Origin of the sequence: Pseudomonas sp. R2-7-07 (assembly GCF_003852355.1) — a bacterium.
GTDB lineage: Bacteria > Pseudomonadota > Gammaproteobacteria > Pseudomonadales > Pseudomonadaceae > Aquipseudomonas.
This window is the reverse complement of sequence record NZ_CP027759.1, coordinates 3,153,350-3,178,934: the sequence shown is the minus strand read 5'-3', so window position 1 is coordinate 3,178,934 and position 25,585 is coordinate 3,153,350. Positions and strand designations below refer to the sequence as shown.

The following is a 25,585-nucleotide window of genomic DNA, read 5'->3' as shown; positions in this document are numbered from 1 at the left end:
GGCGGTGGTTCAGTCACATCCTCTATAACTGACATACCGCCATCGGGAGCAAGCCCCCTCCCACATTGTTTAAGCGTCTCCCGCCTGGATAGCGGCAGGCCTACACGCCTTTTGTCGACGGCAACAATATCGTCAGGATGCCCGCCAACGGCAGGAACGAGCAGAGCTTGTAGACGTATTCGATACCGTGGCTATCGGCGAGCAAACCCAACAGTGCCGCGCCGATCCCGCTGAAGCCGAACATCAGGCCGAAAAAGATCCCGGCGATCATGCCGACATTGCCCGGCACCAGTTCCTGGGCGAACACCACGATGGCGGAGAACGCCGAGGCGATGATAAAGCCGATGATCACGCTGAGTACGGCAGTCCAGAACAGGTCGACATAGGGCAGGGCGAGGGTGAACGGTGCGGCGCCAAGAATCGAAAACCAGATGACTGTCTTGCGCCCGATCTTGTCGCCGATCGGCCCGCCGGCGAAGGTGCCCACGGCCACCGCGCCGAGGAACAGGAACAGGTACATCTGGGAGTTGGCGACCGACAGCTGGAATTTTTCGATCAGGTAGAACGTGAAGTAGCTGGTCAGGCTGGTCATGTACCAATATTTGGAGAACACCAGCAGCGCCAGCACCACCAGGGCAAAGGTCACCCGGCCTTTGGACAGGCCATGGGTCGGCTTGCCGCCTTGCTTGAGCTTGAACAGGTTGAGGTGGTGGCGGTACCAGCGGCTCAAGCCGTACAGCACCAGGATCGCGAACACCGCGAACAGGCCGAACCAGGCGATATGGCTCTGGCCGTAGGGAATAATGATGGCCGCTGCCAGCAGTGGGCCGAAGGCGCTGCCGGTGTTGCCGCCGACCTGGAACGTCGATTGCGCCAGGCCATAGCGGCCGCCGGAGGCCAGGCGTGCCACGCGGGACGTTTCCGGGTGGAACGTTGACGAGCCGACACCCACCAGCGCCGCCGCCAGCAAAATCAGCGGGAAGCTGCCGACAAACGCCAGCATCAGAATACCGATCAAGGTGCAGACCATGCCCGCCGGCAGCAGCCAGGGCTTGGGATGACGGTCGGTGTGGTAGCCGATCCAGGGCTGCAGCAGCGATGCGGTGAGTTGGAAGGTCAGGGTGATCAGGCCGACCTGGGTAAACGTCAGGCCGTAGTTGGCCTTGAGCATTGGGTAGATCGACGGCAGCACGGCCTGGATCAGGTCGTTGATCAGATGCGCCAGGGCGCAGGCGCCGAGCACGCGCATGACCAAAGGGCTGACCTGAGGCGTCGCGGTGGCAGCGGCGGGTGTCGCGGTGAGGGTCGACATGCAGGCATTCCATACAAGGCAGCGAACAGGGGCCGACACTACTTGAGCGGGCGGCCCATTTCTAATTATTTCGGGAGCCATGCTAGAGTCGACGCAAATGCCTGTCTCGCGCAATTCGGGCGTAATTCATCGCAAAAAGGGCGAAATCATCAAATCCCTCGACAAATTCCTCCAGGAGATCGATGAAGGCGATTGGGCCGTCATCAGCTCGGCCACTGACTACCCGGAAAACTGGGTGATTCCCGAGCACAGCCACAACAAGCATCAACTGCTCTACGCCATTGGCGGCGTGATGGTGGTGTATTCGGCGTTGAACCAGTGGACGGTGCCGCCCAATCGCGGGTTCTGGATGCCCTGTGGCCAGGTGCATGCGCTGCGTTGCGTAGGCACCTTGAAAATGCGCAGCGTATTCGTGCGCCCGGACAGCTTTCCGGACCTGCCGACCGAGCCGAAGACGGTGACGGTGTCGCCGCTGCTGAGTGAATTGATCAAAGTCTCGGTCAGCTTGAAACCGCCCTTTGCCGAGGATTCGCGCGACGCCAGGATCATGCGCCTGATCCTCGATGAGCTGGCTATCCTGCCCGCGTTGCCGTTGTCACTTCCTCAGCCCGCCGACCCGCGCATCAATCACATCTGCCTGACGCTGCAGCAAGACCCGGGCGATGCGTCCACCGTCGCCGATTGGAGCCAGCGCCTGGACCTGGATCAAAAAACCATTCAACGCCTGTTCCGCCGCGAAACCGGGATGACCTTCGGCCAGTGGCGCCAACAGGCCCGTTTGCTGTTGGCGCTGGAGCGCATCGCGGTGGGCGAGAAAATTATCGATGTGGCCCTTGAGTTGGGTTACGAAAGCCCCAGCGCCTTTACCAGCATGTTCAAAAAACAGTTCGGCAAGACGCCGAGTCAGTTTTTCAGCTAGCGCTGCTGATGACGCGGGCAGGCCGCGGGCGGCGTGACGCCAGGTAGGCCAGCACGGTGGCGACCACCAGCAAGGCCGCGCTCAGTTCGAAGGTCGCCTGGTAACCGCTCAGGTCAAACGCCACGCCGCCGACCGTGGCGCCTGCGGCAATCGCCAATTGAATGATGGCGACCATCAAGCCACCGCCGGCCTCGGCGTTGTCAGGCGTGGTTCTCGACAACCACGTCCACCAGCCCACCGGCGCGGCGGTCGCCACCAGGCCCCAGCTGCCCAGCAACACGCTGGTCATGAGGGTGGAACTGCCGAACGCCACCAGTGCAAGGGCGATGCCTGCCATTATCAGCGGGATGGCAATCAGCGTCGGGTACAGGTGGTGCTTCAGGAAGCGTTCAATCAGGAACGTCCCGGCCAGGCCCGCCAGGCCGAGCACCAGCAGCATCAACGACAGCGTGGAGACGTCAACTCGGGTCACGCTTTCCAGGAACGGCCGCAGGTAGGTGAACAGCATGAACTGGCCCATGAAGAACACGCTGACGGCCACCATCCCCAGGGCTACGGTGGGGTTTTTCATCAGGCTCAGGACATTGCCGGCTTTCGCCTCGGCCTTGTTCTTCAGCGCAGGCAGGCTCACCAGCAGCCACACCAGTGCAATCACGGCCACCGGCACCACACAGAAAAACGCGCCACGCCAGCCGATGATGCCGCCCAGAAAGCTGCCCAGTGGCGCCGCGATCACCGTCGCCAGTGCATTGCCACCGTTGACGATGGCCAGGGCACGCGGCACCTGGGCTTGCGGCACCAGGCGCATCGCCGTGGCCGCCGACAGTGACCAGAAGCCGCCAATCGCCACGCCGATCAATGCACGACCGAGCATGAACACCAGGTAGTTCGGGGCGAACGCCACCACGCTGCCGGAGACGATCATCAGCAGTGTCAGCGCCATCAGCAGGCGCTTGCGATCCACCCGCGCGGCGATCGAGGCGATCACCAGGCTGGTGAGCAGGGCAAACACCCCGGACACCGAAATGCCCTGGCCGGCCTGGCCTTCGGTGATGTGCAGGTCGGCGGCCAGGGGTGTCAGCAGGCTCACCGGCATGAATTCGGAAGCAACCAGCGCGAACGCCGCCAGCGACATGGCCAGCACAGCGCCCCAGCGTTGGGTTTGGGATGTAGCAGACATCACTTCAAATAGCTCTGGAAGAAGGTGGTGAGTTTGGCGAACGGGATCAGGTTGACCCGGTCGTAGAGATCGACGTGCCCCGCGTTCGGGATGATCAGCAATTGCTTGGGCTCGGCGGCGCGCTGGAAGGCGTCTTCGCTGAATTCACGGGAGTGCGCGTCGGCCCCGGCAATCAGCAGCAGCGGGCGTGGGGAGATCGTCTCGATGTCGTTGAACGGGTAGAAGTTCATGAACTTCACGTTGCTGGTCAACGTCGGCCGGGTGGTGGTCAGCTTGGAGGCGCCTGGCGGCGTGACTTCGCCGCGCGGGGTGCGGTAGAAATCGTAGAACTCATCGCCCACCGCGTCGCCGGTGAGGGTCTGCGGCGTGCCGCCGGTGTAGACGGTCTCGCCGCCCTGGAACTCGACGTAGCGCTGGTTGGCCGCCTGGCGCAACACCTGCTGGCGCTGTTGCAGCGTCACGCCGTGCTTGAGGCCGTTGCGGTTGGCGGCGCCCATGTCGTACATGCTGACGGTCGCTATCGCCTTGATGCGCGGATCGATCTTCGCCGCGCTGATCACGAAGCTGCCGCTGCCACACACGCCGATGGCACCGATGCGTTCACGATCGACCTGGGGGCGGGTGCCGAGGAAGTCCACGGCGGCGCTGAAGTCTTCGGTGTAGAGGTCGGGCAGCACCGCGTTGCGCGGCGTGCCGGCGCTTTCGCCCCAGAACGACAGGTCCAGGGAAAGGGTAACGAAACCCTGTTCGGCCATTTTGGTGGCATAGAGGTTGGCGCTTTGTTGCCTGACGGCGCCCATGGGATGGCCGACGACAATGGCGGCGCTTTTGGATCCGGCGGCGAGGTTTTTAGGCGTGAACAACGTGCCCGCAACCTGCATGCCGTATTGATTGTTGAAGGTGACGTTCTCGGCCGTCACCGTGTCGCTGGTGTAGAAGTTATCAGCACCGTTGGACATATCGGCTCCTAATGAGGAAAGGGAGGTCACCAGCAAACCCAGCGCGAGCAAGAGGCGTTTCATAGGGATGTTCCTTGCGAAGTGTCCGAGCATTTTCCCGATGGCGGCCCGGCTTCTGTAGTGCATTTGAGTGGATTACTTGCCTGATCCTCTGAGTTTCACGGTTTGGCGGCGACGCCTGGGGCTGGCGCGGGTAAAGTCCTGCCAAGACAGTCAGTGAAGCAGTGGAAGGGCCCTATGACGATCCATCAATCGCCGCTGGACGCGCTGATCCAGGCCATCGGCTCGCGCATTCCGGCGCCCGGCGACTACCCGATGCCGATCCCGGGCCTGGGGTTCTATCGGCGTGAACAGCCGGCCGCGCCGGTGGTGTGCATGGTCGAACCGAGCATCGTGCTGGTGGTACAGGGCGAGAAGCGGTTGTGGGTCGGCGGTGAGGGCTATCCCTATGACACCTCGCGATTTCTGGTGACCTCGCTGGATATTCCGGCCAACTCCGAAGTGCTGGTCGCCAGCCCCGAGCAACCGTGCCTGGGGCTGATGTTCAAGCTGGACCTGCGCATGCTGGCCGAGCTGATCGCCCAGGGCGGCCTGCCGCCAACCCGTGAGCGCGCGATGATGAAGGGGGTTGGCATCGGCCGGGTGACGGACGGCATGCTGGCAGCATTCGCGCGCCTGGTGGCATTGCTGGATGAACCTGACGCCATCCCGGTACTGGCACCGTTGATCCAACGCGAGATTCACTACCGGTTATTGAAGAGCGACCAGGCCGGCCGACTGCGCCAGATCTGTTCAGTGGACGGGCAGGGGTATCGGATCGCCAAGGCCATCGATTGGCTGAAATTGAATTTCGACAGCGCGCTACGCGTGGAAGAGCTGGCCGCGCGCGTGCAAATGAGCGCGGCAACCTTTCACCATCACTTCCGCCAACTGACCTCGATGAGTCCGCTGCAGTATCAGAAATGGCTGCGCTTGAACGAGGCCAGGCGCTTGATGTTGAACGAGCACCAGGATGTGTCCAGTGCCGCGTTCAAAGTCGGTTATGAGAGCCCATCGCAGTTCAGCCGTGAGTACAGCCGTCTGTTCGGCGTACCGCCCAAGCGCGACATGGCCGCGCTGCGGGGCAGGGCAGGTGTTACTGATCTGACGGAGTCAAGTTAGCGTAAAAGATGCACCCGATCAGTCGTGCGAACAGGCTCAGGGTTTCCGGCAGGTTGGGGTCGTCGAACAGCATGGCGCGCGAATCCAGCGCGCACAGTGCACCGAACAGGCGCCCGTCGGGCAGGAAGATCGGCGCGCCGGCATAGCTTTCGATGGCGTATTGCTTGACCACCGGGCGTGCGGCAAAGCGGCCGTCGAGGCTGATCTGCGGGACGAACAAGGCTTGGGGATCGACGCAGAACTCACTGCACAGGGTGGTTTCCAGGTCGAGCACGTCATCGACATGGATGCCCATCTGCATGGGGTCGTAGGCCGAGCAGACTATCCATTCCAGGTCAGTGAATTTGGCGATGCCGGCGAAGCGCATGCCGGTCAGGCGGGTGACCAGTTTAAGGATGTTGGTGGTCGCTTCGATTTCTGCGATGGCAGCGCGTTCGTCGGCGCTCAGCAGCGATTGGGCAGAGGTGACGCTTGGAATCATGTGAACGCTCCAAAGGCGTGGCCGCAGACAGCGACCACGCACAGCCAGGTCTTAATTGATCCTTGGGTGCTGCTGCACCAAGTTTTCGCGCTTGGCCTGGAGCGCCGCAATCTCAGCATCGATGTCCTCGATCTTCTGCTCGATATTGTCATGGTGCTCCTGCAACAATTCCTTGGCTTCTTCCATGTCGGAGGCCGCCGGGGCCGCCCCTCGCAATGGTTTATTGGCAGTTTCCTTCATGGTCAGGCCCGTGACCAGACCGACCACGGCGAACACCATCAGGTAGTAGGCCGGCATGTACAGGTCGTTGGTGCTTTCTACCAGCCAGGCCACTGCAGTGGGCGTGATACCGGCGATCAATACCGAGACGTTGAAGGCACTCGCCAGCGCGCTGTAGCGCAGGTGAGTGGGGAACATCGCCGGCAGCGTCGATGCCATCACGCCGATAAAGAAGTTAAGCACAATTGCCAGAATCAGCAGGCCGCTGAAGATCAGCCCGGTCTTGCCGCTGGTAATCAGCATGAACGCCGGGATCGACAGGAACAGCAGGCCGATGCTGCCGGCGATGATGAAGGGCTTGCGGCCGATCTTGTCGCTGACAAAGCCAATGAACGGCTGCACGAACAACATGCCGACCATGATCGCGATGATGATCAGCACACCGCTGTTTTCGGCGTAATGCAGGTTGTGCGACAGGTAGCTGGGCATGTAGGTGAGCAGCATGTAGTAGGTCACGTTGGTGGCCGCGACGATACCAATGCAGGTCAGCAGGCTGCGCCAATGCTTGGTGGCGATCTCCTTGAAGGACACCTTGGGGCCATGGCTGAGGCCTTCGCGGTCACCCTGCTCGAGTTTTTCGACGTGTTGCTGGAACGCCGGAGTCTCTTCCAGCGCGTGGCGCAGGTACAGGCCGATGATGCCCAAAGGCAGGGCCAGGAAGAACGGCAGGCGCCAGCCCCAGGCCTCGAAATCCGCCTCGCCGAGCACAGTGGAAATCAACACCACCAGGCCGGCGCCCAGCACGAAGCCGGCAATCGAGCCGAAGTCCAACCAACTGCCGAGGAACCCGCGCTTGCGGTCCGGGGCGTATTCGGCGACGAAAATCGACGCGCCGGTGTATTCGCCGCCCACCGAGAAACCCTGGGCCATTTTGCACAACAGCAACAGGATCGGTGCCCAGATGCCAATGGACGCGTACCCCGGAATCAAGCCGATGGCGAAGGTGCTCAGGGACATGATCACGATGGTGGCGGCGAGGACTTTCTGTCGTCCGTACTTGTCACCCAGAGCGCCGAAGAACAGACCGCCCAGTGGGCGGATCAGGAAGGGCACCGAGAAGGTGGCCAGCGCCGCGATCATTTGTACGCTGGGGGACGCGTCTGGGAAGAACACCTTGCCCAGCACATAAGCGACAAACCCATAGACGCCAAAGTCGAACCATTCCATGGCGTTGCCCAGTGCGGCGGCGGTGATTGCCTTGCGCATCTTGTTGTCGTCGACAATGGTGATGTCGTTCAAACCGATGGGTTTGACGCGTTTCTTACGTAATATCATGCGGGCCACTCTAGAAGCTGAACGGGAGGCGCCATCGCCGCGATGGCACCGCTCTGTCACTTCAGATACAAGCGGACACTAAATAATTCACCCATTGGGCTACTTTTTCTCGAATTAGCCAAAATGTCGTGATCCATGCCACCCGGCAGTGCGCGTATCCAAGCGTCAGCGAAACTCTAATGTGGGAGGGGGCTTGCCCCCGATGAGGGGCTGTCAATGAATGCATCTGCTGCTGACCCACCGCCATCGGGGGCAAGCCCCCTCCCACATTGTCCAGCTGTGTGCCTACCGAGGCGTGTACCTGCTGGTTAAACTGGGCTCGCAGCGTTATGCCGCCAATAGGGACGTCATTTGTATGCCAAACAACCATTCACGCCTCATCTACCGCCAACCACGGCCAACGGATGTTCAGCGACTATTCGCCATCTACAGCGACCCCCAGACCAACCTGTTCAACCCTGCCGGCCCCATGGCCAGTGTCGATGATGCGCAGCGCCTGCTGCAGCGCTGGCTCGACCAATGGTCTGCCCTGGGCTACGGCTGGTGGGCGGTTGCACGGCGTGAGGCCCCCGAACACATCATCGGCTTCGGCGGCATTGCGCCGCTCAACTACCTGACAGTGCCGCGCATCAACCTCGGCTATCGCTTCGCCGTCGAAGCCTGGGGGCAGGGCTATGCCACCGAGGTGGGGCGCGATGCCTTAGTGCTGGCATTCGAAACGCTGGGCTTGCCGGAGGTTTTCGGGTTGGTGCGACCGGAGCACGCCGCGTCGATCCGGGTGTTGGAGAAGATCGGCATGCAGCCATTCGGCCTGCTCGATGATGTGCCCGGCCAAGCACCCAGCCGAGTGATGCGCGTTTGTCATCCTACAACTGCTTCAGCCTGACAGTTTTCACACCCCTGTAAATCCTCGTTCACAGCAATCTTTCAGATTGACACTGCCCAGACAGCCCGATATAAAAGCCACAGTTGTACGACGACATATGACGTTGCATATGTCCTACCTAACAAAAATAAAAAGTGATGCCATGAATCTGAACGAGCCCATCAGTGCCCATCGTGTCGGCCAGGCGGTCGGCAGCTATCGCTGGACGATCTGCGCGATGCTGTTTTTCGCCACTACCGTCAACTACCTCGACCGCCAGGTGCTCAGCCTGCTGGCGCCGCAGTTGTCCACGCAATTTGGCTGGAGCAACACCGATTACGCCAACATCGCGGCGGTGTTCCAATTCGTCTATGCGATTTCCATGCTGTTTGCCGGGCGGTTTGTCGACAAGATCGGCACCAAGGCCGCCTACGTCGTGGCGATTGGCATCTGGTCCACCGGCGCGATCATGCATGCCTTCTCGGTGCAAATGGGCGAGGGCCTTGCGGCGGTCAGCACTGCCGTCGGCCTGGCGGTGATCCCGGTGTCGATTGCCGGTTTCATGCTGTCACGCGCGGTGCTGGCGATTGGCGAGGCGGGCAACTTTCCCATCGCGATCAAGGCCACGGCCGAGTACTTCCCCAAGAAAGAGCGTTCGTTCGCCACCGGGATCTTCAATTCGGGCGCCAACGTAGGCGCGATTTTGGCGCCCATCTGTGTGCCATTGATCGCCGGGATGTGGGGCTGGGAAGCGGCTTTCATGGTCATCGGCATGCTGGGCTTCGTGTGGGTGGCCGTGTGGGCCGCCGTGTACGAAAAACCTGAGCAGCAAAAACGCCTGTCGGCCGAAGAACTGGCCTACATTCGCAGCGACCAGACCGTACAACCCTTCACGCCATTGGCTGCGGGCGCAACACCGAAAAAAGTCTCGTGGTTCAAATTGCTGACCTATCGCCAGACCTGGGCCTTTGCCTTCGGCAAGTTCATGACGGACGGCGTCTGGTGGTTTTTCCTGTTCTGGCTGCCGACTTACCTGTCGGCGCAATACGGCATGAAGGGCGCCGATATCGTGATGCCGCTGGCCGTGCTGTACAGCATGACCATGGTTGGCAGTATCGGGGGTGGCTGGTTTCCCAGTTACTTCATGGCACGGGGCGACGCGCCCTATGATGGCCGCATGAAAGCCATGCTGGTGATCGCGCTGTTCCCGCTGGTGGTGCTGCTGGCCCAGCCGTTGGGCTACATCAGCTTCTGGGTCCCGGTATTGCTGATCGGCGTGGGCGCCTCGGCACACCAGGCGTGGTCGTGCAATATCTTCACCACAGTATCGGACATGTTCCCGCAGAAAACCGTCGCTTCGGTGGTCGGTATCGGCGGCATGGCGGGAGGCTTGGGCGGAGTGGTGATGACCAAGATCGGCGGCTGGGTGTTTGACTACTACAAATCCATCAACGACATCCACACCGGCTACATGATCATGTTCGCGATCTGTGCCCTGGCGTACCTGGTGGCGTGGAGCGTGATGAAGACGCTGGTGCCGCGCCATAAGGAAATCACCGACCTCTGAGTGAGAGTGCCGGAGCGGGCAAGCCGCTCCGGCAGTGTCGGTTCATCGATTACGCGTTACCCGCCATACCGTGTTGGCCAAGTCATCGGCAATGATCAGCGCACCTTTCGGGTCCACCGTCACACCGACCGGGCGACCACGGGTCTTGCCATCCTCCCCGCGAAAACCGGTGGCGAAGTCCACAGGCTCGCCAGCCGGTTTGCCGTTGCTGAACGGTACGAAGATCACCTTGTAACCCACCGGATTATCGCGGTTCCAACTGCCGTGTTCGCCAACGAACACGCCGTCGGCGAATTTTTCGCCCATGGCCGGGATGGAGAAATCCACACCGAGTGCCGCAACGTGCGAGCCCAGGCTGTAATCGGGCTTGATCGCCGCAGCCACTTTGGCCGGGTTCTGCGGTTGCGCACGCGGGTCGACGTTCTGGCCCCAGTAACTATAAGGCCAGCCGTAGAAGGCGCCTTCACGCACCGAGCTGAGGTAATCCGGCACCAGGTCCGGGCCCAGTTCATCGCGCTCGTTGACCACCGTCCACAGCTGCCCCGAACCCGGTTGGATAGTCAGCGCCGTCGGGTTGCGCAGGCCGGTTGCGTAGGGCTTGTGCGCACCGGTCGCGGCATCGATCTGCCAGACCATCGCCCGGTCGATTTCCACTTCCATGCCGCGCTCGGTGATGTTGCTGTTGGAGCCGATCCCGACATAGAGCTGGCGCCCGTCCTCGCTCACCGCCAGGGATTTGGTCCAGTGGTGATTGATCTGCGCCGGCAGGTCGGTGACCTTGGTCGGGGCGCCGCTGGCCTTGGTCTGGCCGTCGGCATAGTCGAAGCGCACCAGCGCGTCCTGGTTGGCCACGTAGATTTTCCCATCGGCGTACGCCAGGCCATAGGGCGCGTTGAGGTTGTCGGCGAACACGGTCTTGAGTTCATAAGTGCCGTCACCATCGGCATCGCGCAACAGCGTGATGCGGTTGCCGCTCTTGACCTTGGTATTACCTTCGGCCTTGATCAGGCTGGCGATCACATCCTTGGGCTTGAGCTTGGCCGCACTGCCGCCACGGCCTTCGGCGACGAGGATATCGCCGTTGGGCAGTACCAGGGTCTGACGCGGGATGGCGAGGTCGGTGGCGATCGCCGTGATGCTGTAGCCCTCGGGTACCTTGGGTTTCTGGTCACCCCAGGCGACGGGCTCGGCGATCTTCATGCTCGGCAGCAGGCTGCTTTGTTGGGCCGGTAACTTGGGGTCGGGGCCGTGGACCTGAGTCTTGTCGCCTTCGCCGCCGCACGCGGCCAGCAGCAACGCTGCGCTTAACAGGGTCAAGGTGTGGGTGGTTTTCATTGGTCAGCTCCCGAACGCAGGTTAGTCAGGCCGATCCACGTCGCCACCATCGCCAGCAGTGTGACGATCACTGACAGCACCAGGCCGGTCGGCATCATGGCGTAGGCATCCTTGGCGTGCTGGAAGGCGTTGATCAGCCCCAACACCCAAGCGGCCAGCAACAGCAGAAAGTAGGCGGCAGGGCGCCCGGCCTTGCGTTCGGCGCGCAGCAGGTTGACCAGGGCGAATAACAGGGCGAACCCACTGAACACCAACGCACCGGCAATCAGCCAGGAGGCGAAATTGGCCCACTGAATCTGGTAGGTCTGGCCGTAGGCAATGTCACTGAGCGTAGCGCCGAGGAACAGCGGCACACTGCCGGCGAGCAAGGTCGCATGCAGCGGGCCTGGCGTGCAGCGGTAGGCGGGAAGGGTAGTCATGGGGGATGCAGCTCCTTATCGTTCGGCACACCTGGCTAGGCGTGCGATGACTTTGCATAGGCTTTGCACATAGGCTTTGCATAGGAAAGGAGCGCGCTGTTTGTGAGAAAGTTCACCGAAGGTTCGTGTCCGGATGTTTTTCGAACCCTTGGCCGCCGGATTCACCTAAGCCTCTAACCTTCATTGCTTATTACAGGCGTTCCCATGACCCACCCGCGCATCGGCTTTGCATGCCAGTACAAGCATTCCGAACGACTGCCTTCGGCCAGTGCCTTGAAGCTGATCGAAGGCCCGTTCAACCCGCGTACCACCACATTGCGCTGGATGAACAGCGTCGAGCCCAAGGTGGCGCGGGATAAACTGGTCGAAGTGGTCACCCATAACCTCGCCGCTCAATTGCGCCTGCTGGCCTACGTTGCCGAGCTGCCGCCGACCTTGCGCATGCTGCGCCTGAGCAGTGACCTGTTGCCGTTCTACAGCCACCCCGACGTTGCCGCTGTGTATCAGGACCCGGCGATCCAGCGCCAATTGCAGGAAGGGTTTGCCACCATCGGCGAGCTGGCGCGGGCGTCGGATATCCGCCTGTCGTTTCATCCCGGCCAGTACTGTGTGCTGGCCTCGGAAAACCCCGGCGTGGTGGAGAACAGCCTGGCCGAATTCGAATACCACGCCGACATGATCCGCATGATGGGTTACGGCCGCCGCTTCCAGGACCTCAAGTGCAACGTGCACATCGCCGGGCGCCTGGGTGTGGAGGGCACGCGGGCGGTGTGGCCGCGCCTGTCCGAAGTGGCGCGCAATTGCATCACCTTTGAGAATGACGAGAAAACCTACGGCCTGGACCATTGCCTGCAAGTCGCCGACCTGGCGCCGGTGGTACTGGACATTCACCATTGCTGGATCAACGAAGACCACTACATCGACCCCGACTCCCCACGCGTCGCCCAAGTCATCGACAGCTGGCGTGGCGTGCGGCCCACGATGCATTACTCCCAGCCCCCGGAAAGCCTGCAGGCACTGGGCTTTGATGCCGAGCACAAACTGGATATGGCGGCCTTGCTGAAGGTGGTGTCCAAGCGCGACCTCTACGCCCACAGCGCGCAGATGTGGAACCGCTGGACCAACGACTATGCCCTGCAGTTTCTGGATCGCTTCGACATCATGCTCGAAGCCAAGGACAAGAACATCGCCGCCCTGGCGTTCTATACGTATTGGCAGCACCGATCCGCCTGAAACATGGCATGCTTTGCGGCCCCACAAAGGAACCGTCCCATGGCTACCCTGCATCTGCTTTGCGGCAAGATTGCGTCCGGCAAGTCTACGCTCGCCAGCAGTCTTGCCACCGATCACGCTGCCATCTTGCTCAGCGAAGACCATTGGCTCGCCACGCTGTACCCCGGTCAGATCAAGACGATTGCCGATTACCTGGCCTGTGCCCGGCAGATCCGCGGTGTCGTGGAGCCGCTGGTGATCGATCTGCTGAAGTCGGGCGTCAATGTGGTGCTGGATTTTCCGGCCAACACCCTGGCCAATCGCGAATGGCTGCTCACCCTGGCGCAGGCCGCCCGGGCACCGCATTGCCTGCATTACCTGGAGCTGGATGACGCCACCTGCCGGACTCGACTGCACGCACGCAACGCCAGCGGCGAGCATGATTTCGCCGCCACCGATGCCGAATTCGACCTGATTACCCGCCACTTTCGTGTGCCGAGCGAAGAGGAAGGCCTGGTGATCGAGGTGCATAGCTTATGAGTGCTGAACCACCTGTCGGTGTTGACGCCAACGGCTATGTTGTCACCGTGGGCGCCGCGCCTGTGCAGTCTGAGTTCGAACCTTTGCTGGCGGATGCGGTGGCGACGCTTTCACAGCCAGCATTCGGGCTGGATGGCATCTACCTTTACGGCAGTGTCGCCCGAGGCGATGCCAGTGTCGAAGCGTCTGACCTGGACCTCACCCTGATCCTGCGCGATGCCCCCGACGAGTGCCTGCTCAAGCAGCTTGAGCTGGCACGGCTGGCGCTGGAGCCGCGGCATCCCTGTGTCACGAAGGTCGATTTCGACATCGGCCACCGCGCACAGGTATTGGCACCGCAGAACCATAATCGCTGGGGGTTCTGGCTCAAGCACCATTGCCGGTGCCTGTGGGGCGATGACCTTGGGTTGCGGTTCGAGCCATTCCGGCCAAGCCGCGATATCGCCCTGGCACTCAACGATGATTTTGTGGAAGTGCTGAGCCGCTATCGCGCAGACATCGTGCAGGCCGCGAACACACCGCAACGCCTGCGTTTGCAGCGCGAAGCCGCGCGCAAGTTGATCCGTTCCACGCATACGCTGCGGTCAGCAGAAGCTGCGATGTGGCCGCAGACGCTGGAGGAGCATGTGGCGCTGTTCCGGCAGCGTTACCCGACCATGATCACCCAAATCGCCTACTTCCTGTTTGAGGCCAGAAATCCAAGCGCCGAGGGTGAAGCGTTCCTGCTGCGTCTTGATGCATTCCTTGACTGGATGGCCTCGCAGCGGCAATAAACCCATAACCTGTGGCGAGGGAGCTTGCTCCCGCTGGGGCGCGAAGCGGCCCCGCTCTTCGCTTTAAAAGAATGGGCCTGCTGCGCAGTCCAGCGGGAGCAAGCTCCCTCGCCACAGTGACCGTTGTGATCGGAAAGGAATCAATCAAATGCGCGTCCGAACAAGCGCTCAGCCCAGCAGCGCTTGGGTCTCAACTACCCTCGCATAGTCCATCGCCAGGTTACTCAACGACAACGCATGCACGTCTTCCGCAGGCCATAGCCGGCCCGACAGATCAGTCTGGTCGAAGGTGAAGCAGGCGTCCGCAACCACGATCACGTCAAAGCCCAGATTGCCAGCCGAGCGGGCCGTGGACTCCACCGAGTTGTTGGTGATGACCCCGGCGATCACCACTTGCCTGATCGAGCGCGTGTGCAGCCAGCGCTCAAGCCCCGTAGCGGTGAACGCATCCGGAACGTTTTTTTCCATCACTTGTTCATGGGCGAGGGGCTGCAGCGCGACCTGGAATTCGCAGCCGGGTTGACCAGGCCAGAACACCGAGCCAGGGGAACGAGAGATATGTCGCACATGAATAATTGGACGTTGCGCCTGTCGCCACGCGGTAAGAAGCTGCTGCATGCGTAGTTCGGCGTCTGGGTTGTTGCGTCGACCAAGGGTGGGGTCGCCCATACCTTTTTGCATGTCGATGATCACCAGCGCCGCATTTATCGCTAACGGTTCCATGAGCTGTCCTTTTGCGTGTGAGGCGTGAAACATAGCAGCCACGGCAGGGCGGCGAACAGTGAGCTGAGCGCAATGTGCGTGACCCTCAACCCGTCACACCGGCAGCAACCCGGCCTCCTGATAACTCGCCACCAGTTCATCATACAAACCGATATCCGCACGCGTGCGAGCAATCAATTGCGCGCCGGCGACAGCGGTGTAAATCGCACGGGCGCGGCGCTGGCAGCTGTCTGCATCGCCCAGCTTGAGCTCCGTGAGCCGTGCGGCCAGCCAAGCGACGTTGATATCAGCGAACGCAATCACCTCTTTTTTGACCGGTTCGGGCAAGTCCTGGTATTCCGCCGCCATGAAGCTGGACAGGCACAGGCGATTGCCGTTTTCAAGTGATGTTCGAAAAATGCTCGGGTAGCGCCGCAGGCAGTCGCGCGGGTCAGGCGTTTCGCGGTGGAGGGCGTCGAGCACGTTGGCGGTGTCTTCCCAATAGCGTTTTGCGACCGCCGCGCCGAGGTCGGCCTTGCTGGGGAAGTGGTAGTAGATACTGGCGTTCTTGATCCCCACCGTTTCGCCGATGCTGCGAAAGTTGATGCCGCTGTAGCCGAAATGCTGCGCCGCGATCCGGGCGGCTTCCAGAATGGCTTCTCGGGCGTTTTCGCTCACGTATAGAGTCCTCGGTGGTTGGGTGAAAGTGCGAAGTCTACACCTGAGAAAATCTACCTGCCAACTGACAGGTAGTGGTTGACAGTCCCAAATGAAGGCCTCAATCTCTACCTACCACTTGACAGGTAGTCGGACAGAATCATGACTTTTCAGCAAACCCATTCCAATGCTTCCACTCACCCAATGATGAAAATCTACGACTGGTATAACGGGCCTTACCCGGCACGTGTTCGAATCGCCCTGGCAGAAAAGGAGCTGCTCCCTCGCACTGAATTCGTGTCGATCAACCTCTGGGAGGGCAAGCACAAGCAACCTGCTTTCCTGGCCCTGAATTACTCCGGAACACTGCCCGTGCTGGAGTTGCAGGACGGCACCCTGATCGCCGAATGCACGGCTATCACCCAGTACCTGGATGTGCTGGATGGCAACCCGCTGCTCACCGGCAAAACGCCGACCGAGCAAGGCCTGATTCATATGATGACGCGGCGCGCGGAAATCGAATTGATGGATGCGGTCAGCGTTTACTTTCACCACGCCACTCCTGGGCTGGGGCCTGAAGTCGAGCTCTATCAGAATGCTGAATGGGGTCAGCGCATGGGCGACAAAGCCGTAAGAGGTATGCGCCACTTCGACGCCATCCTCAAAACCCGGCCCTATGTGGCGGGCGAGGCGTTTTCGATGGCCGACATCGCCTTGCTGGGCGGGCTGATTTTCGCGTCGTTGGTCAAGCTGCCCGTGCCCGAGGAATGCCAGGCGCTGCTGGCTTGGCATGCCAGGATGAACGAGCGCGCCAGCGTCAAGATCTGGCAGGCGATGGTGCAAGAGGGCGATCAAGCCAACTGAAAGCCCGTATGTGCACGTGATCGGCAGCTCGGGCAACGCCATGGGTCCAGCTAAAATACCCAGGTGATTGCCCACCTGCTGCCTGAACCGTTACCCTCGGTCCACATCCCCACCCACCGACCGTAACAGTGAGTCACGGTCTGCATTGAATCAGGACGATGAACGATTATTCTCTGAAACTCGCCAACTACTGGCGCACCTCGCTGGCCGACGCGGAAAACGGCAATGGTGCGTTATCCCCGAACCACGTCAAAACCTACGCTGCCGTGCCCCTGGCTGCATTAGCCGCCGGTTGTTTGCCGGTTGAGCAAGTGGAGAGCCTATTCGCCGGCGAGCCGGCCCAACTGCTCCAGGTGGAGGTCACGCTACGCCCGTTCGTGTACGCCTCACGCCAGGAGCACCGCCAGGCGCGCAACGGGCTGCCGGCGTTCATCACGCCGATCATTTGCCGTGTGTCGGTCACCCGCGACGGGCTGATCTATCCGACCGGGCCCACGCTGGTGCCGCGCGATATTCTGGAGCCGTTGGATCGCGACAACTTCACCATCGGCGCCCAGCATGACCTGGATACGTTTCTAACCGCACAAGATGCGCCGCAGTTCGAGCCGCCACCCGCCGGCACAGAGGTGCAGCCGGAGCACTACCGCGAGCAGTGGATCACCTACCTGCGCTATTGCAAGACGATGTTCCAGACGGTCTGCAACGCCTGGAACGGCGTGGACGACGGTTTTGATCCGGTCAACTATTGCTATGTGTTCAAGGAACAGAAGGCCGAAGGTTTCAGCCGCAATATCGTGGCGCTGTACGATCATTTGCGCCTTGGCAAACCGGATGCGCCGTTGTTCGAGCGGTTCGCACAACGCGAGCGTATGCCCGATGAGCCGTGCCTGGCCGCCAACAGCCTGTTCGCCGGGCGAGGAGGGCATGCCGGCGACGAATACGCGCTGGCGCCTGCCCAACGCGACAGCCTCGCGCACCTGCTGGCGGGTAACGCCGGGGATATCCTGGCGGTCAACGGGCCGCCGGGTACCGGTAAGACCACGTTGCTCTTGTCGGTCGTCGCCTCGCTCTGGGCCAAGGCCGCTGCCGAGGGCGGCGAACCGCCGGTGATTGTCGCCAGTTCTACGAACAATCAGGCGGTCACCAACATCATCAAGGCATTTGGCAAGGACTTCTCGGCAGGCACCGGCCCCTTTGCTGGGCGCTGGCTTCCGGATATCAACAGCTTTGGCGCTTACTTTCCAAAGGCTGCTGCGGAAGCGGAGATGGCCCGCACCTACCAGACCAAAAGCTTTTACCTGGAGCTGGAGACACAGGCCTATCTGGATAAAGCGCAGCAGGCGTATCTGGAGCATGCCGCCATCGCCTTTCCCGGGCCGTCGCAGCCCACGCTCAAGGGCACCGTCGACAAGCTGCAGGCCCTGATTCAACTGCGCCAGCAGCAACTGGGCGATATCGAGAAGGGCTGGGCAAGATTGAACGCGGCGCGCGACGCCATGAAGGCCTTGCTCGGCGATAATCCATACACGGCAATTGCGGCGCTTGAAGGGCAATGTCGGGCGCAGTCCGATCAGTTGGCAAGCGCCAAGGCACGCCTGAAAGATTTCAAGCATTACCTGGCCCATGAGTCATTGATTTACACGCTGTTCGGCTGGTTCGGCCCGATTGCCGCCAAGCGCCTGCGCTTGGCCAAACTGCACATCGATGAAACTGATGCACAGCTGCAGAGCGCCAACGATGTGCATGAGATAGAGCGCCTGCTGACGGCCGCCGTGGCGCACACCGCTCAAAGCCTGAAAATCCTTGAAACCCAGCGTGAGCGTGTGGAGCACTTGCGGCGCGATGAGCAGCGTGAGCTGTTGAACTGGCAGGCGGTGATTGGTCGGTTACCCAATGCCGTCGGCAAGCCCGCCGCCGAGGTGACGCTGGAGGACTGCGACCGTTGGGCGGACACCTCGCTGCGCTTCGAGACGTTCCTGCTGACCACGCATTATTGGGAGGGCCGCTGGCTGTTGGAAGTCGCCGATGAGCTGCCACTGATTCTTAAAAGCCGCAAAAAAAACGGCCGCAAGACCCTGGAAAAAAACTGGCGGCGCTGGATGAAGCTCACGCCTTGCGTGGTGGCGACGTTCTACCGCTTGCCGGCCGAGCTGTCGTGCAGCCGCCGTGACGGCAATGGTTATGTCGCCGATTACGCGCTGAACTTCATCGACCTGCTGATTGTAGACGAGGCGGGCCAGGTGCTGCCCGAGGTGGCGGCGCCGTCTTTCGCCCTGGCGCGGCAGGCGTTGGTGATTGGCGACACGCAACAAATCGAACCCATTTGGTCGGTGCCGCCGTCGGTGGATATCGGCAACCTGCTCGCTGCCGGCCTGCTGTCGCGCAGCCGCGTGGACGATGAGTACGAGGCCTTCTGTGACAGCGGGCGCAGTGCCGCCAGTGGCAGCGTCATGGCGATTGCGCAGTCCACCAGCCGCTATCACTACGACCGCGACCTGGCCCGCGGCCTTTACCTGTATGAACACCGCCGTTGCTATGACTCGATCATCGATTACTGCAATGCGCTCTGCTACAAAGGCAAGCTGCAACCGCGACGCGGCGCCAAACCGCAGGGTGGCTTGCCGGGCCTGGGTTACCTGCATATCGACGGGCTGTGCCAGCAGAAGCAGGGCGGCAGCCGCCATAACCTGCTGGAAGCACAGACCATCGCTGCCTGGATCAAGGCCAATGAACAGCAGCTGACCCAGCGCTATAACAAGGAACTCTGGGAAATTCTCGGGGTGATCACCCCCTTTGGCGCGCAGACCCAGGCCATTACCGAGGCGTGCGCCGCCCTGGGCATTCGTACCGGCAAAGGCGACGGTGAAATGACCGTTGGCACCGTGCACTCCTTCCAGGGCGCCGAACGCCCGGTGGTGATTTTTTCTGCGGTGTATTCCAAGCATGCCGACGGTGCGTTTATCGACCGTAGGGACAGCATGTTGAACGTGGCGGTTTCCCGCGCCAAAGACAGTTTTCTGGTGTTCGGCGATATGGACCTGTTTAGCCAGATCCCCGCCAGCAAGCCGCGTGGCCGGTTGGCGCAGTACTTGTTGAACAGCGCGGACAATGCGCTCACGTTTGATTTCCAGCCTCGGGCGGATTTGCTGACGGCGCGCACCGGGTTGAGCCACCTGCATGAGTTTGCCGAACATGATCAGTTCCTGTTGCAGACCCTGGAGACGGCGCAGCAGCAGGTACAGATCGTGACGCCCTGGGTGCGCCTGAGGGGGATGCGTGAAAGCGGCGCCCTTGAAGCCATGTGCGGCACCGTGCAGCGCGGGGTGCCGGTCACGGTGTATACCGATTTGCACTTCAACACTGGCATCGGCCGCAGCAAGTCCGACGGTGACCCCGGCAAAGTCGCCGAATTCAAGGATGCGCTGGCCACTTTGAAGCACCACGCGGTGCAGGTGCGTGTGGTCAACAAGGTGCACAGCAAGCTGGTGATGGCCGATGAAGCACTGTTGTGCGTGGGCTCGTTCAATTGGCTGAGCGCGGCGCGTTCGGGCGATTACGTGCACCATGAGACGTCCATGGTCTATCGCGGGCCGGACGTCAGCAGCGAGTTGGCGATCAATCGAACCAGCCTGGCGCAACGCCTGATTTCGCGCGAACTCTGACCGGCCATCACGTTATGCCAGCGGCTCAAGCGCTGCTGGCATAGCGATACCGATCAGCAGCCCACACGCAAAACCCTGAGACTTCCCGGCGAAAATCTTCATAATGGCGGCCATTTTGTTTAGCCCGTTATTCTGGTGTGCCCGCATGGAAATTAAGGTCAACTTTCTCGACAACCTTCGGCTTGAAGCCAAGTTCGATGATTTCACGGTGATTGCCGACCAGCCGATTCGCTACAAAGGCGACGGTTCGGCGCCGGGGCCATTCGATTACTTCCTGGCTTCATCGGCGTTGTGTGCGGCGTACTTTGTGAAGTTGTACTGCGCCACGCGCAATATTCCCACGGAGAATATTCGCCTGTCGCAGAACAACATCGTCGACCCGGAAAACCGCTACAACCAGATCTTCAAGATCCAGGTCGAGCTGCCGGCGGACATCTCGGACAAAGACCGCCAAGGCATCCTGCGCTCCATCGACCGTTGCACCGTAAAAAAAGTCGTGCAGGCCGGGCCGGAGTTCGTGATCGAGGAAGTCGACAACCTCGACGCCGACGCCCAGGCGCTGTTGATGCCCAGATCGACGTCGGAAGCAGGCACCTACATCGCCGGCAAGGACCTGCCGCTGGAGCAGACCATCGCCAACATGTCCGCGATCCTGGCGGGCCTGGGCATGAAGATCGAGATCGCCTCGTGGCGCAATATCGTGCCCAACGTCTGGTCGCTGCATATCCGCGATGCTCACTCGCCGATGTGTTTTACCAACGGCAAGGGCGCGACCAAGGAGGGCGCGCTGGCGTCGGCGTTGGGTGAGTTCATCGAGCGGCTCAACTGCAACTTCTTCTACAACGACCAGTTCTGGGGTGAGGAACTGGCCAACGCGCCCTTCGTGCATTATCCGGATGAGCGCTGGTTCCAGCCGGGCCCGGACGATGAGTTGCCGCGTGAAATCCTCGACGCCTACTGCCTGAAGGTCTACAACCGCGACGGCGAGCTGCGCGGTTCGCACCTGTTCGACACCAACTCGGGCAACGAAGCGCGGGGCATCGTCTCGCTGCCGTTCGTGCGCCAGTCCGATGGCGAGGTGGTGTATTTCCCCTCCAACCTGATCGAAAACCTTTACCTGAGCAACGGCATGAGCGCCGGCAACACCCTGGCCGAAGCCCAGGTGCAGTGCCTGTCGGAGATTTTCGAGCGGGCGGTGAAGCGCGAAATCATCGAAGGCGAATTTGCGCTGCCGGATGTACCGGCTGAGGTGCTGGCCAAATACCCCGGCATTCTGGCCGGTATCGAAGGCCTGGAAGCCCAGGGCTTTCCGGTGCTGGTCAAGGACGCGTCCCTGGGCGGTGAATTCCCGGTGATGTGCGTGACCCTGATGAACCCGCGCACCGGCGGCGTATTCGCCTCGTTCGGCGCGCACCCAAGCATGGAAGTGGCGCTGGAGCGCAGCCTCACCGAACTGCTGCAAGGCCGCAGTTTCGAGGGTTTGAACGACTTGCCGCAGCCGACCTTCGAAGCCCAGGCGGTGACCGAGCCAAACAACTTCGTCGAGCACTTTATCGACTCCAGCGGTGTGGTGTCGTGGCGCTTCTTCAGCGCCCAGTCCGATCATGAATTCGTCGAATGGGACTTTTCCGGCCACGGCGACGACTCCAACGTCCAGGAAGCCGCGACGCTGTTCGGTATTCTGGAAGGCATGGGCAAAGAGTCGTACATGGCGGTTTACGAGCACCTGGGCGCCACCGCCTGCCGCATCCTGGTGCCGGACTACTCGGAAATCTACCCGGTGGACGACCTGATCTGGGACAACACCAACAAAGCGCTGTTTTTCCGTGAAGACATCCTCAACCTGCACCGCCTGGACGAAGCGCAGTTGCAAGCGCTGGTGGAGCGTTTGATCGAAAGCGAGCTGGACGACTACACCGACATCACTACGCTGATCGGCATCGAGTTCGACGACAACACCGCCTGGGGCCAACTGACCATTCTGGAGCTGAAGCTGCTGATCTTCCTCGCGCTGCAGCAGCACGAGGAGGCCAAGGAATGCGTGGAAATGTTCCTGCAGTACAACGACAACACCGTCGAACGCGGGCTGTTCTACCAAGCGTTGAACGCGGTGCTGGAAATGGAACTGGACGACGACTTGCAGCTGGCCGACTACGAAGCCAACTTCCGCCGCATGTTCGGTAACGAACGCATGGACGCGGTGATTGGCTCGGTCAACGGCAGCGTGCGGTTTTATGGGCTGACGCCGACCAGCATGAAGCTGGAAGGGCTGGACCGGCATTTGCGCCTGATCGACAGCTACAAGAAACTGCATGCGGCAAGGGCAAACGCTACCTCGGCACATTGATGGCTATCTGATGCATGAGGGGCAAAATGTGGGAGGGGGCTTGCCCTAATGCCAGTCAGTTAAGAAGTAGAAAGGGTAAAAAGTAACCTGTGGCGAGGGAGCTTGCTCCCGCTGGACTGCGCAGCAGTCCCATTTTTGGGGCCGCTTCGCGGCCCAGCGGGAGCAAGCTCCCTCGCCACAGGTACAGTGTTCGTCCTTAACTGACTGGCATTAGGGCTTGCCCCCGATAGCGGTGGTTCAGTCACCTGACCCAGTGGCTGACAGACTGCTATCGGGGGCAAGCCCCCTCCCACATTTGATCGATTTCTGACTTTAGATGCGGGCCAGGGCTTGGGCCAGGTCCGCGCGCAAGTCCTCCACATCTTCAACCCCCACCGACAACCGCACCAACCCATCCCCAATCCCCAACTGCGCGCGCGTCGCCGCCGGGATGCTGGCGTGGGTCATGATTGCCGGATGCTCGATCAGGCTCTCCACGCCACCCAGGCTCTCGGCCAGGGCGAAGATCTTCACGCTTTCCAGGAAGCGCGTGGCGCCTGCCAGGTCGCTATTCAAGTCCACTGAAATCATCCCGCCAAACCCGCGCATCTGCCGTTGGGCCAGTTCATGCTGTGGGTGGGATTTCAGGCCCGGGTAATACACCCGCGACACCTGCGGTTGCTGCTCCAGCCAGGTCGCCAGTTCCAGCGCGTTGCGGCAATGGCGCTCCATGCGCAGGGCCAGGGTTTTCACGCCGCGCAGGGTCAGGAACGCATCGAAGGGCCCGGCGATGGCGCCCACCGAGTTCTGCAGGAAGCCCAGGCGCTCAGCCAAATCAGGGTTGTCGCCGACGATGGCGATGCCGCCGATCACGTCCGAGTGGCCGTTCAGGTACTTGGTGGTGGAGTGCACCACGATGTCGCACCCCAGCTCCAACGGGCGTTGGATCCACGGGCTGGCGAAGGTGTTGTCGGCCACGCAGAGGATGCCGCGGGCGCGGCAGAGGCGGGCGATGGCGCTGAGGTCGGTCAGGCTCAGCAACGGGTTACTGGGCGTTTCGACCCAGACCATGCGCGTGTCGTCCCGCAACGCCGCTTCAAACGCCGATACATCACTCAAGTCCACATAGCTGAACGTATGCCCGGCGCTGCGCTGACGCACCTTGTCGAACAGACGGAAGGTGCCGCCGTACAGGTCATTGCCGGAAACGATATGCGCACCGGCATCGAGCAATTCGAGCACCGTGGAAATCGCCGCCAGCCCCGAGGCAAACGCGAAGGCCCGAGTGCCGCCTTCAAGGTCGGCAACGCAACGTTCCAGGGCAAAGCGCGTGGGGTTATGGGAGCGGCCGTAGTCAAAGCCCTTGTGCACGCCGGGGCTATCTTGCAGGTAGGTGGAGTTGGCGTAGATCGGCGGCATCAGCGCGCCCGTGGCCGGGTCGGGCGACTGTCCGGCATGGATCACACGGGTGGCGAAGGCGCTTTTATCGGGCTGGCTCATGCAAGGGATCTCCGTAGGTGGTTGAGCAGGTCGACGCGGGTGATCAGGCCATGGAAGCCCGAGGCGTCGGCAATGATGGCGACCAGGCCGCGATCCAGCTCCGCCTGCAGTTCGGCCAGGCTGGCGCTGGGGGCCAGGGTGTGCAGGGTGCGGGTCATGGCGCTGGCCACGCTCATGGAAAAATGCGTGGCGTCCTGGTGCAGGCCCAGCAGCAGGTCGGACTCATCGATAACGCCCGCCAGTTGCTTGCCGTCCACCAGCACCGGCAGTTGCGAGACATCCGCCAGGCGCATGCGCTGGAAGGCGGTGAGCAGGGTGTCGTCGGGGCTCACGCTGATTACCCGGCCATCTTCGAAGCGACGGGCGATCAGGTCGCGCAGGTCGCCGTAGTGCTTGTACTGCAACAGGCCGGCGTCGTTCATCCATTGGTCGTTGTAGACCTTGGACAGGTAGCGCGTGCCGGTGTCGCACACGAAGGTGACCACGCGTTTGGGCTCGGTCTGCTCGCGGCAATAGCGCAACGCGGCGGCGAGCAGGGTGCCGGTGGACGAGCCGCCAAGAATGCCTTCGGCCTTGAGCAACTGGCGGGCATGGTCGAAGCTTTCTTCATCGCTGATGGAGTAGGCCTGGCGCACGCTGGACAGGTCGGCAATCGACGGGATGAAATCTTCGCCGATGCCTTCCACCGCCCAGGAACCAGGGGTTTCAAGCCGACCGCTGCGGCTGTACTCGGCCATCACCGAACCCACCGGATCGGCCAACACCATGGCCAGCTCGGGCTGCACGCGCTTGAAGAAACGGGTCAAGCCGGTGAGGGTGCCGGCCGAGCCGACGCCTACCACAATCGCATCCACATCATGCTGGGTCTGCGCCCAGATCTCCGGTGCGGTGCTGGTTTCATGGGCCAGGGGGTTGGCCGGGTTGTTGAACTGGTCGGCGAAGAACGAACCCGGAATGTCCTTGGCCAGGCGCGCGGCCACGTCCTGGTAATACTCGGGGTGGCCCTTGCCCACATCGGAGCGAGTGATATGCACCTCAGCGCCCATGGCCTTGAGGTGCAGCACTTTTTCCGTGGACATCTTGTCCGGTACCACCAGCACCACCCGGTAGCCTTTGGCCCGGCCGACCAGTGCCAGGCCCAGGCCAGTGTTGCCGGCGGTGGCCTCGATAATCGTGCCGCCGGGACGCAGGCGACCGTCACGCTCGGCGGCGTCGATCATCGCCAGGCCGATGCGGTCCTTGATGGAACCGCCGGGGTTTTGCGATTCAAGCTTGAGAAACAGGGTGCAAGGGCCAGTGTCAAAGCGGCTGACCTTGACCAGCGGCGTGTTACCGATCAGTTCAAGTACGGCGGGGCGGGGGAGGTTAGGCATGTCGTCACCTGGTTACGGAATGGGCGTAGGGTGGGGGACAGCAGAATGCACAGCATGGCTAGAAACATAGGCCGGTCCCGCCCGGGCTGCAACCAGGCGGTCCGATGCATGACTTTTTTTGGCGCATGGAGGGTGAGGGGGGAGGTGGATGGCGGGCACAGCACCCGCAGGCAATGCAGATCAAATGTGGGAGTTGTCGAGCCCCAGCGAGGCTACGAAGGCGG

21 protein-coding genes are annotated in these 25,585 nt (G+C 61.5%); 10 read left to right on the top strand and 11 right to left on the bottom strand.

Going from position 1 to position 25,585, the window contains the following annotated elements:
• Positions 1 to 100 precede the first annotated feature (100 nt).
• On the bottom strand, positions 101 to 1,312 hold the full coding sequence (locus C4J86_RS14470) for an MFS transporter (protein ID WP_124370899.1): 1,212 nt from the start codon (positions 1,310 to 1,312) through the stop codon (positions 101 to 103).
• Between the two features lie 97 nt (positions 1,313 to 1,409).
• Between C4J86_RS14470 and C4J86_RS14465 the strand changes: the two genes are divergently transcribed.
• Positions 1,410 to 2,231, top strand: a complete 822-nt coding sequence (locus C4J86_RS14465) for a helix-turn-helix domain-containing protein (protein WP_124363083.1) — start codon at positions 1,410 to 1,412, stop codon at positions 2,229 to 2,231.
• Here C4J86_RS14465 and C4J86_RS14460 read toward each other — a convergent pair.
• Both C4J86_RS14460 and C4J86_RS14455 read right to left on the bottom strand, forming a co-directional pair.
• Positions 2,224 to 3,411: an MFS transporter gene (locus tag C4J86_RS14460; protein WP_124370898.1), complete on the bottom strand. Its 1,188-nt coding sequence runs from the start codon at positions 3,409 to 3,411 to the stop codon at positions 2,224 to 2,226. The two genes, C4J86_RS14465 and C4J86_RS14460, sit on opposite strands and share 8 nt — an antisense overlap.
• Positions 3,411 to 4,433 carry an alpha/beta hydrolase gene (locus C4J86_RS14455; RefSeq protein WP_124370897.1) on the bottom strand — a complete coding sequence of 341 codons (1,023 nt, stop codon included), beginning with the start codon at positions 4,431 to 4,433 and terminating at the stop codon, positions 3,411 to 3,413. The genes C4J86_RS14460 and C4J86_RS14455 overlap by 1 nt, the downstream gene beginning before the upstream one ends.
• A gap of 174 nt (positions 4,434 to 4,607) precedes the next feature.
• Here C4J86_RS14455 and C4J86_RS14450 point away from each other — a divergent pair, with 174 nt between their 5' ends.
• A complete protein-coding gene (locus C4J86_RS14450; RefSeq protein WP_124370896.1) occupies positions 4,608 to 5,531 on the top strand; it encodes an AraC family transcriptional regulator in 924 nt (307 codons plus the stop codon).
• On the opposite strand, the gene C4J86_RS14445 is transcribed toward C4J86_RS14450, so the two are convergent.
• Together C4J86_RS14445 and proP are read right to left on the bottom strand one after the other, a co-directional pair.
• A complete protein-coding gene (locus C4J86_RS14445; RefSeq protein WP_124370895.1) occupies positions 5,506 to 6,012 on the bottom strand; it encodes a GAF domain-containing protein in 507 nt (168 codons plus the stop codon). The two genes, C4J86_RS14450 and C4J86_RS14445, sit on opposite strands and share 26 nt — an antisense overlap.
• A gap of 51 nt (positions 6,013 to 6,063) precedes the next feature.
• Entirely contained in the window at positions 6,064 to 7,566 is a 1,503-nt protein-coding gene (gene proP / locus C4J86_RS14440; protein ID WP_124370894.1) for a glycine betaine/L-proline transporter ProP, read from the bottom strand.
• Positions 7,567 to 7,921: 355 nt separating this feature from the next.
• Here proP and C4J86_RS14435 point away from each other — a divergent pair, with 355 nt between their 5' ends.
• A complete protein-coding gene (locus C4J86_RS14435) occupies positions 7,922 to 8,452 on the top strand; it encodes a GNAT family N-acetyltransferase (RefSeq protein WP_124370893.1) in 531 nt (176 codons plus the stop codon).
• A gap of 142 nt (positions 8,453 to 8,594) precedes the next feature.
• On the top strand, positions 8,595 to 9,998 hold the full coding sequence (locus C4J86_RS14430; RefSeq protein WP_124363076.1) for an MFS transporter: 1,404 nt from the start codon (positions 8,595 to 8,597) through the stop codon (positions 9,996 to 9,998).
• A 42-nt stretch (positions 9,999 to 10,040) separates the two neighbouring features.
• Here the strand turns inward: C4J86_RS14430 and C4J86_RS14425 are convergent, their stop codons facing one another.
• Positions 10,041 to 11,333 carry a sorbosone dehydrogenase family protein gene (locus C4J86_RS14425; RefSeq protein ID WP_124370892.1) on the bottom strand — a complete coding sequence of 431 codons (1,293 nt, stop codon included), beginning with the start codon at positions 11,331 to 11,333 and terminating at the stop codon, positions 10,041 to 10,043.
• Positions 11,330 to 11,752: a DUF2231 domain-containing protein gene (locus C4J86_RS14420; RefSeq protein ID WP_124367232.1), complete on the bottom strand. Its 423-nt coding sequence runs from the start codon at positions 11,750 to 11,752 to the stop codon at positions 11,330 to 11,332. Before C4J86_RS14420 ends, C4J86_RS14425 begins: the two co-directional genes overlap by 4 nt.
• Before the next feature lie 204 nt (positions 11,753 to 11,956).
• Here C4J86_RS14420 and C4J86_RS14415 point away from each other — a divergent pair, with 204 nt between their 5' ends.
• From C4J86_RS14415 to C4J86_RS14405, 3 genes are read left to right on the top strand one after another with little or no spacing between them, the layout of a single operon-like run.
• Positions 11,957 to 12,985, top strand: a complete 1,029-nt coding sequence (locus tag C4J86_RS14415; RefSeq protein WP_124370891.1) for a UV damage endonuclease UvsE — start codon at positions 11,957 to 11,959, stop codon at positions 12,983 to 12,985.
• A 39-nt stretch (positions 12,986 to 13,024) separates the two neighbouring features.
• Positions 13,025 to 13,504 (top strand): ATP-binding protein, encoded by a 480-nt coding sequence (locus C4J86_RS14410; protein ID WP_124370890.1) that lies wholly within the window; start codon positions 13,025 to 13,027, stop codon positions 13,502 to 13,504.
• Positions 13,501 to 14,277 (top strand): nucleotidyltransferase domain-containing protein, encoded by a 777-nt coding sequence (locus tag C4J86_RS14405; protein ID WP_124370889.1) that lies wholly within the window; start codon positions 13,501 to 13,503, stop codon positions 14,275 to 14,277. Before C4J86_RS14410 ends, C4J86_RS14405 begins: the two co-directional genes overlap by 4 nt.
• A 168-nt stretch (positions 14,278 to 14,445) precedes the next feature.
• Here the strand turns inward: C4J86_RS14405 and C4J86_RS14395 are convergent, their stop codons facing one another.
• Together C4J86_RS14395 and C4J86_RS14390 are read right to left on the bottom strand one after the other, a co-directional pair.
• Positions 14,446 to 15,000, bottom strand: a complete 555-nt coding sequence (locus C4J86_RS14395; RefSeq protein WP_124370888.1) for a cysteine hydrolase family protein — start codon at positions 14,998 to 15,000, stop codon at positions 14,446 to 14,448.
• A 93-nt stretch (positions 15,001 to 15,093) separates the two neighbouring features.
• The gene (locus C4J86_RS14390; RefSeq protein ID WP_124370887.1) at positions 15,094 to 15,657 is read right to left on the bottom strand and encodes a TetR/AcrR family transcriptional regulator; all 564 of its coding nucleotides are present in this window, start codon (positions 15,655 to 15,657) and stop codon (positions 15,094 to 15,096) included.
• Between the two features lie 141 nt (positions 15,658 to 15,798).
• Between C4J86_RS14390 and C4J86_RS14385 the strand changes: the two genes are divergently transcribed.
• The 3 genes from C4J86_RS14385 to C4J86_RS14375 all read left to right on the top strand — a co-directional run bounded on the left by C4J86_RS14385 (position 15,799) and on the right by C4J86_RS14375 (position 22,509).
• Entirely contained in the window at positions 15,799 to 16,500 is a 702-nt protein-coding gene (locus C4J86_RS14385) for a glutathione S-transferase (protein WP_124370886.1), read from the top strand.
• Positions 16,501 to 16,658: 158 nt separating this feature from the next.
• A complete protein-coding gene (locus tag C4J86_RS14380; protein WP_124370885.1) occupies positions 16,659 to 20,162 on the top strand; it encodes an AAA domain-containing protein in 3,504 nt (1,167 codons plus the stop codon).
• 145 nt (positions 20,163 to 20,307) lie between these two features.
• Positions 20,308 to 22,509, top strand: coding sequence for an OsmC domain/YcaO domain-containing protein (locus C4J86_RS14375; protein ID WP_124370884.1), 2,202 nt, complete (start codon positions 20,308 to 20,310; stop codon positions 22,507 to 22,509).
• A gap of 312 nt (positions 22,510 to 22,821) precedes the next feature.
• Here the strand turns inward: C4J86_RS14375 and C4J86_RS14365 are convergent, their stop codons facing one another.
• Together C4J86_RS14365 and C4J86_RS14360 are read right to left on the bottom strand one after the other, a co-directional pair.
• Positions 22,822 to 23,988: a cystathionine gamma-synthase gene (locus C4J86_RS14365; RefSeq protein WP_124370883.1), complete on the bottom strand. Its 1,167-nt coding sequence runs from the start codon at positions 23,986 to 23,988 to the stop codon at positions 22,822 to 22,824.
• The gene (locus tag C4J86_RS14360) at positions 23,985 to 25,361 is read right to left on the bottom strand and encodes a cystathionine beta-synthase (RefSeq protein WP_124367223.1); all 1,377 of its coding nucleotides are present in this window, start codon (positions 25,359 to 25,361) and stop codon (positions 23,985 to 23,987) included. Before C4J86_RS14360 ends, C4J86_RS14365 begins: the two co-directional genes overlap by 4 nt.
• Between the last annotated feature and the right edge of the window lie 224 nt (positions 25,362 to 25,585).

Excerpts from the sequence above, each read along its gene's own strand:
- C4J86_RS14380 (WP_124370885.1), top strand. The coding sequence starts at position 16,659 with ATGAACGATTATTCTCTGAAACTCGCCAACTACTGGCGCACCTCGCTG.
- C4J86_RS14465 (WP_124363083.1), top strand. The coding sequence starts at position 1,410 with ATGCCTGTCTCGCGCAATTCGGGCGTAATTCATCGCAAAAAGGGCGAA.
- C4J86_RS14470 (WP_124370899.1), bottom strand. The coding sequence starts at position 1,312 with ATGTCGACCCTCACCGCGACACCCGCCGCTGCCACCGCGACGCCTCAG.
- C4J86_RS14410 (WP_124370890.1), top strand. The coding sequence starts at position 13,025 with ATGGCTACCCTGCATCTGCTTTGCGGCAAGATTGCGTCCGGCAAGTCT.
- C4J86_RS14415 (WP_124370891.1), top strand. The coding sequence starts at position 11,957 with ATGACCCACCCGCGCATCGGCTTTGCATGCCAGTACAAGCATTCCGAA.
- C4J86_RS14420 (WP_124367232.1), bottom strand. The coding sequence starts at position 11,752 with ATGACTACCCTTCCCGCCTACCGCTGCACGCCAGGCCCGCTGCATGCG.
- C4J86_RS14430 (WP_124363076.1), top strand. The coding sequence starts at position 8,595 with ATGAATCTGAACGAGCCCATCAGTGCCCATCGTGTCGGCCAGGCGGTC.
- C4J86_RS14455 (WP_124370897.1), bottom strand. The coding sequence starts at position 4,433 with ATGAAACGCCTCTTGCTCGCGCTGGGTTTGCTGGTGACCTCCCTTTCC.
- C4J86_RS14395 (WP_124370888.1), bottom strand. The coding sequence starts at position 15,000 with ATGGAACCGTTAGCGATAAATGCGGCGCTGGTGATCATCGACATGCAA.
- C4J86_RS14450 (WP_124370896.1), top strand. The coding sequence starts at position 4,608 with ATGACGATCCATCAATCGCCGCTGGACGCGCTGATCCAGGCCATCGGC.
- C4J86_RS14445 (WP_124370895.1), bottom strand. The coding sequence starts at position 6,012 with ATGATTCCAAGCGTCACCTCTGCCCAATCGCTGCTGAGCGCCGACGAA.
- C4J86_RS14425 (WP_124370892.1), bottom strand. The coding sequence starts at position 11,333 with ATGAAAACCACCCACACCTTGACCCTGTTAAGCGCAGCGTTGCTGCTG.
- proP (WP_124370894.1), bottom strand. The coding sequence starts at position 7,566 with ATGATATTACGTAAGAAACGCGTCAAACCCATCGGTTTGAACGACATC.
- C4J86_RS14360 (WP_124367223.1), bottom strand. The coding sequence starts at position 25,361 with ATGCCTAACCTCCCCCGCCCCGCCGTACTTGAACTGATCGGTAACACG.
- C4J86_RS14405 (WP_124370889.1), top strand. The coding sequence starts at position 13,501 with ATGAGTGCTGAACCACCTGTCGGTGTTGACGCCAACGGCTATGTTGTC.
- C4J86_RS14435 (WP_124370893.1), top strand. The coding sequence starts at position 7,922 with ATGCCAAACAACCATTCACGCCTCATCTACCGCCAACCACGGCCAACG.
- C4J86_RS14365 (WP_124370883.1), bottom strand. The coding sequence starts at position 23,988 with ATGAGCCAGCCCGATAAAAGCGCCTTCGCCACCCGTGTGATCCATGCC.
- C4J86_RS14460 (WP_124370898.1), bottom strand. The coding sequence starts at position 3,411 with ATGTCTGCTACATCCCAAACCCAACGCTGGGGCGCTGTGCTGGCCATG.
- C4J86_RS14385 (WP_124370886.1), top strand. The coding sequence starts at position 15,799 with ATGACTTTTCAGCAAACCCATTCCAATGCTTCCACTCACCCAATGATG.
- C4J86_RS14375 (WP_124370884.1), top strand. The coding sequence starts at position 20,308 with ATGGAAATTAAGGTCAACTTTCTCGACAACCTTCGGCTTGAAGCCAAG.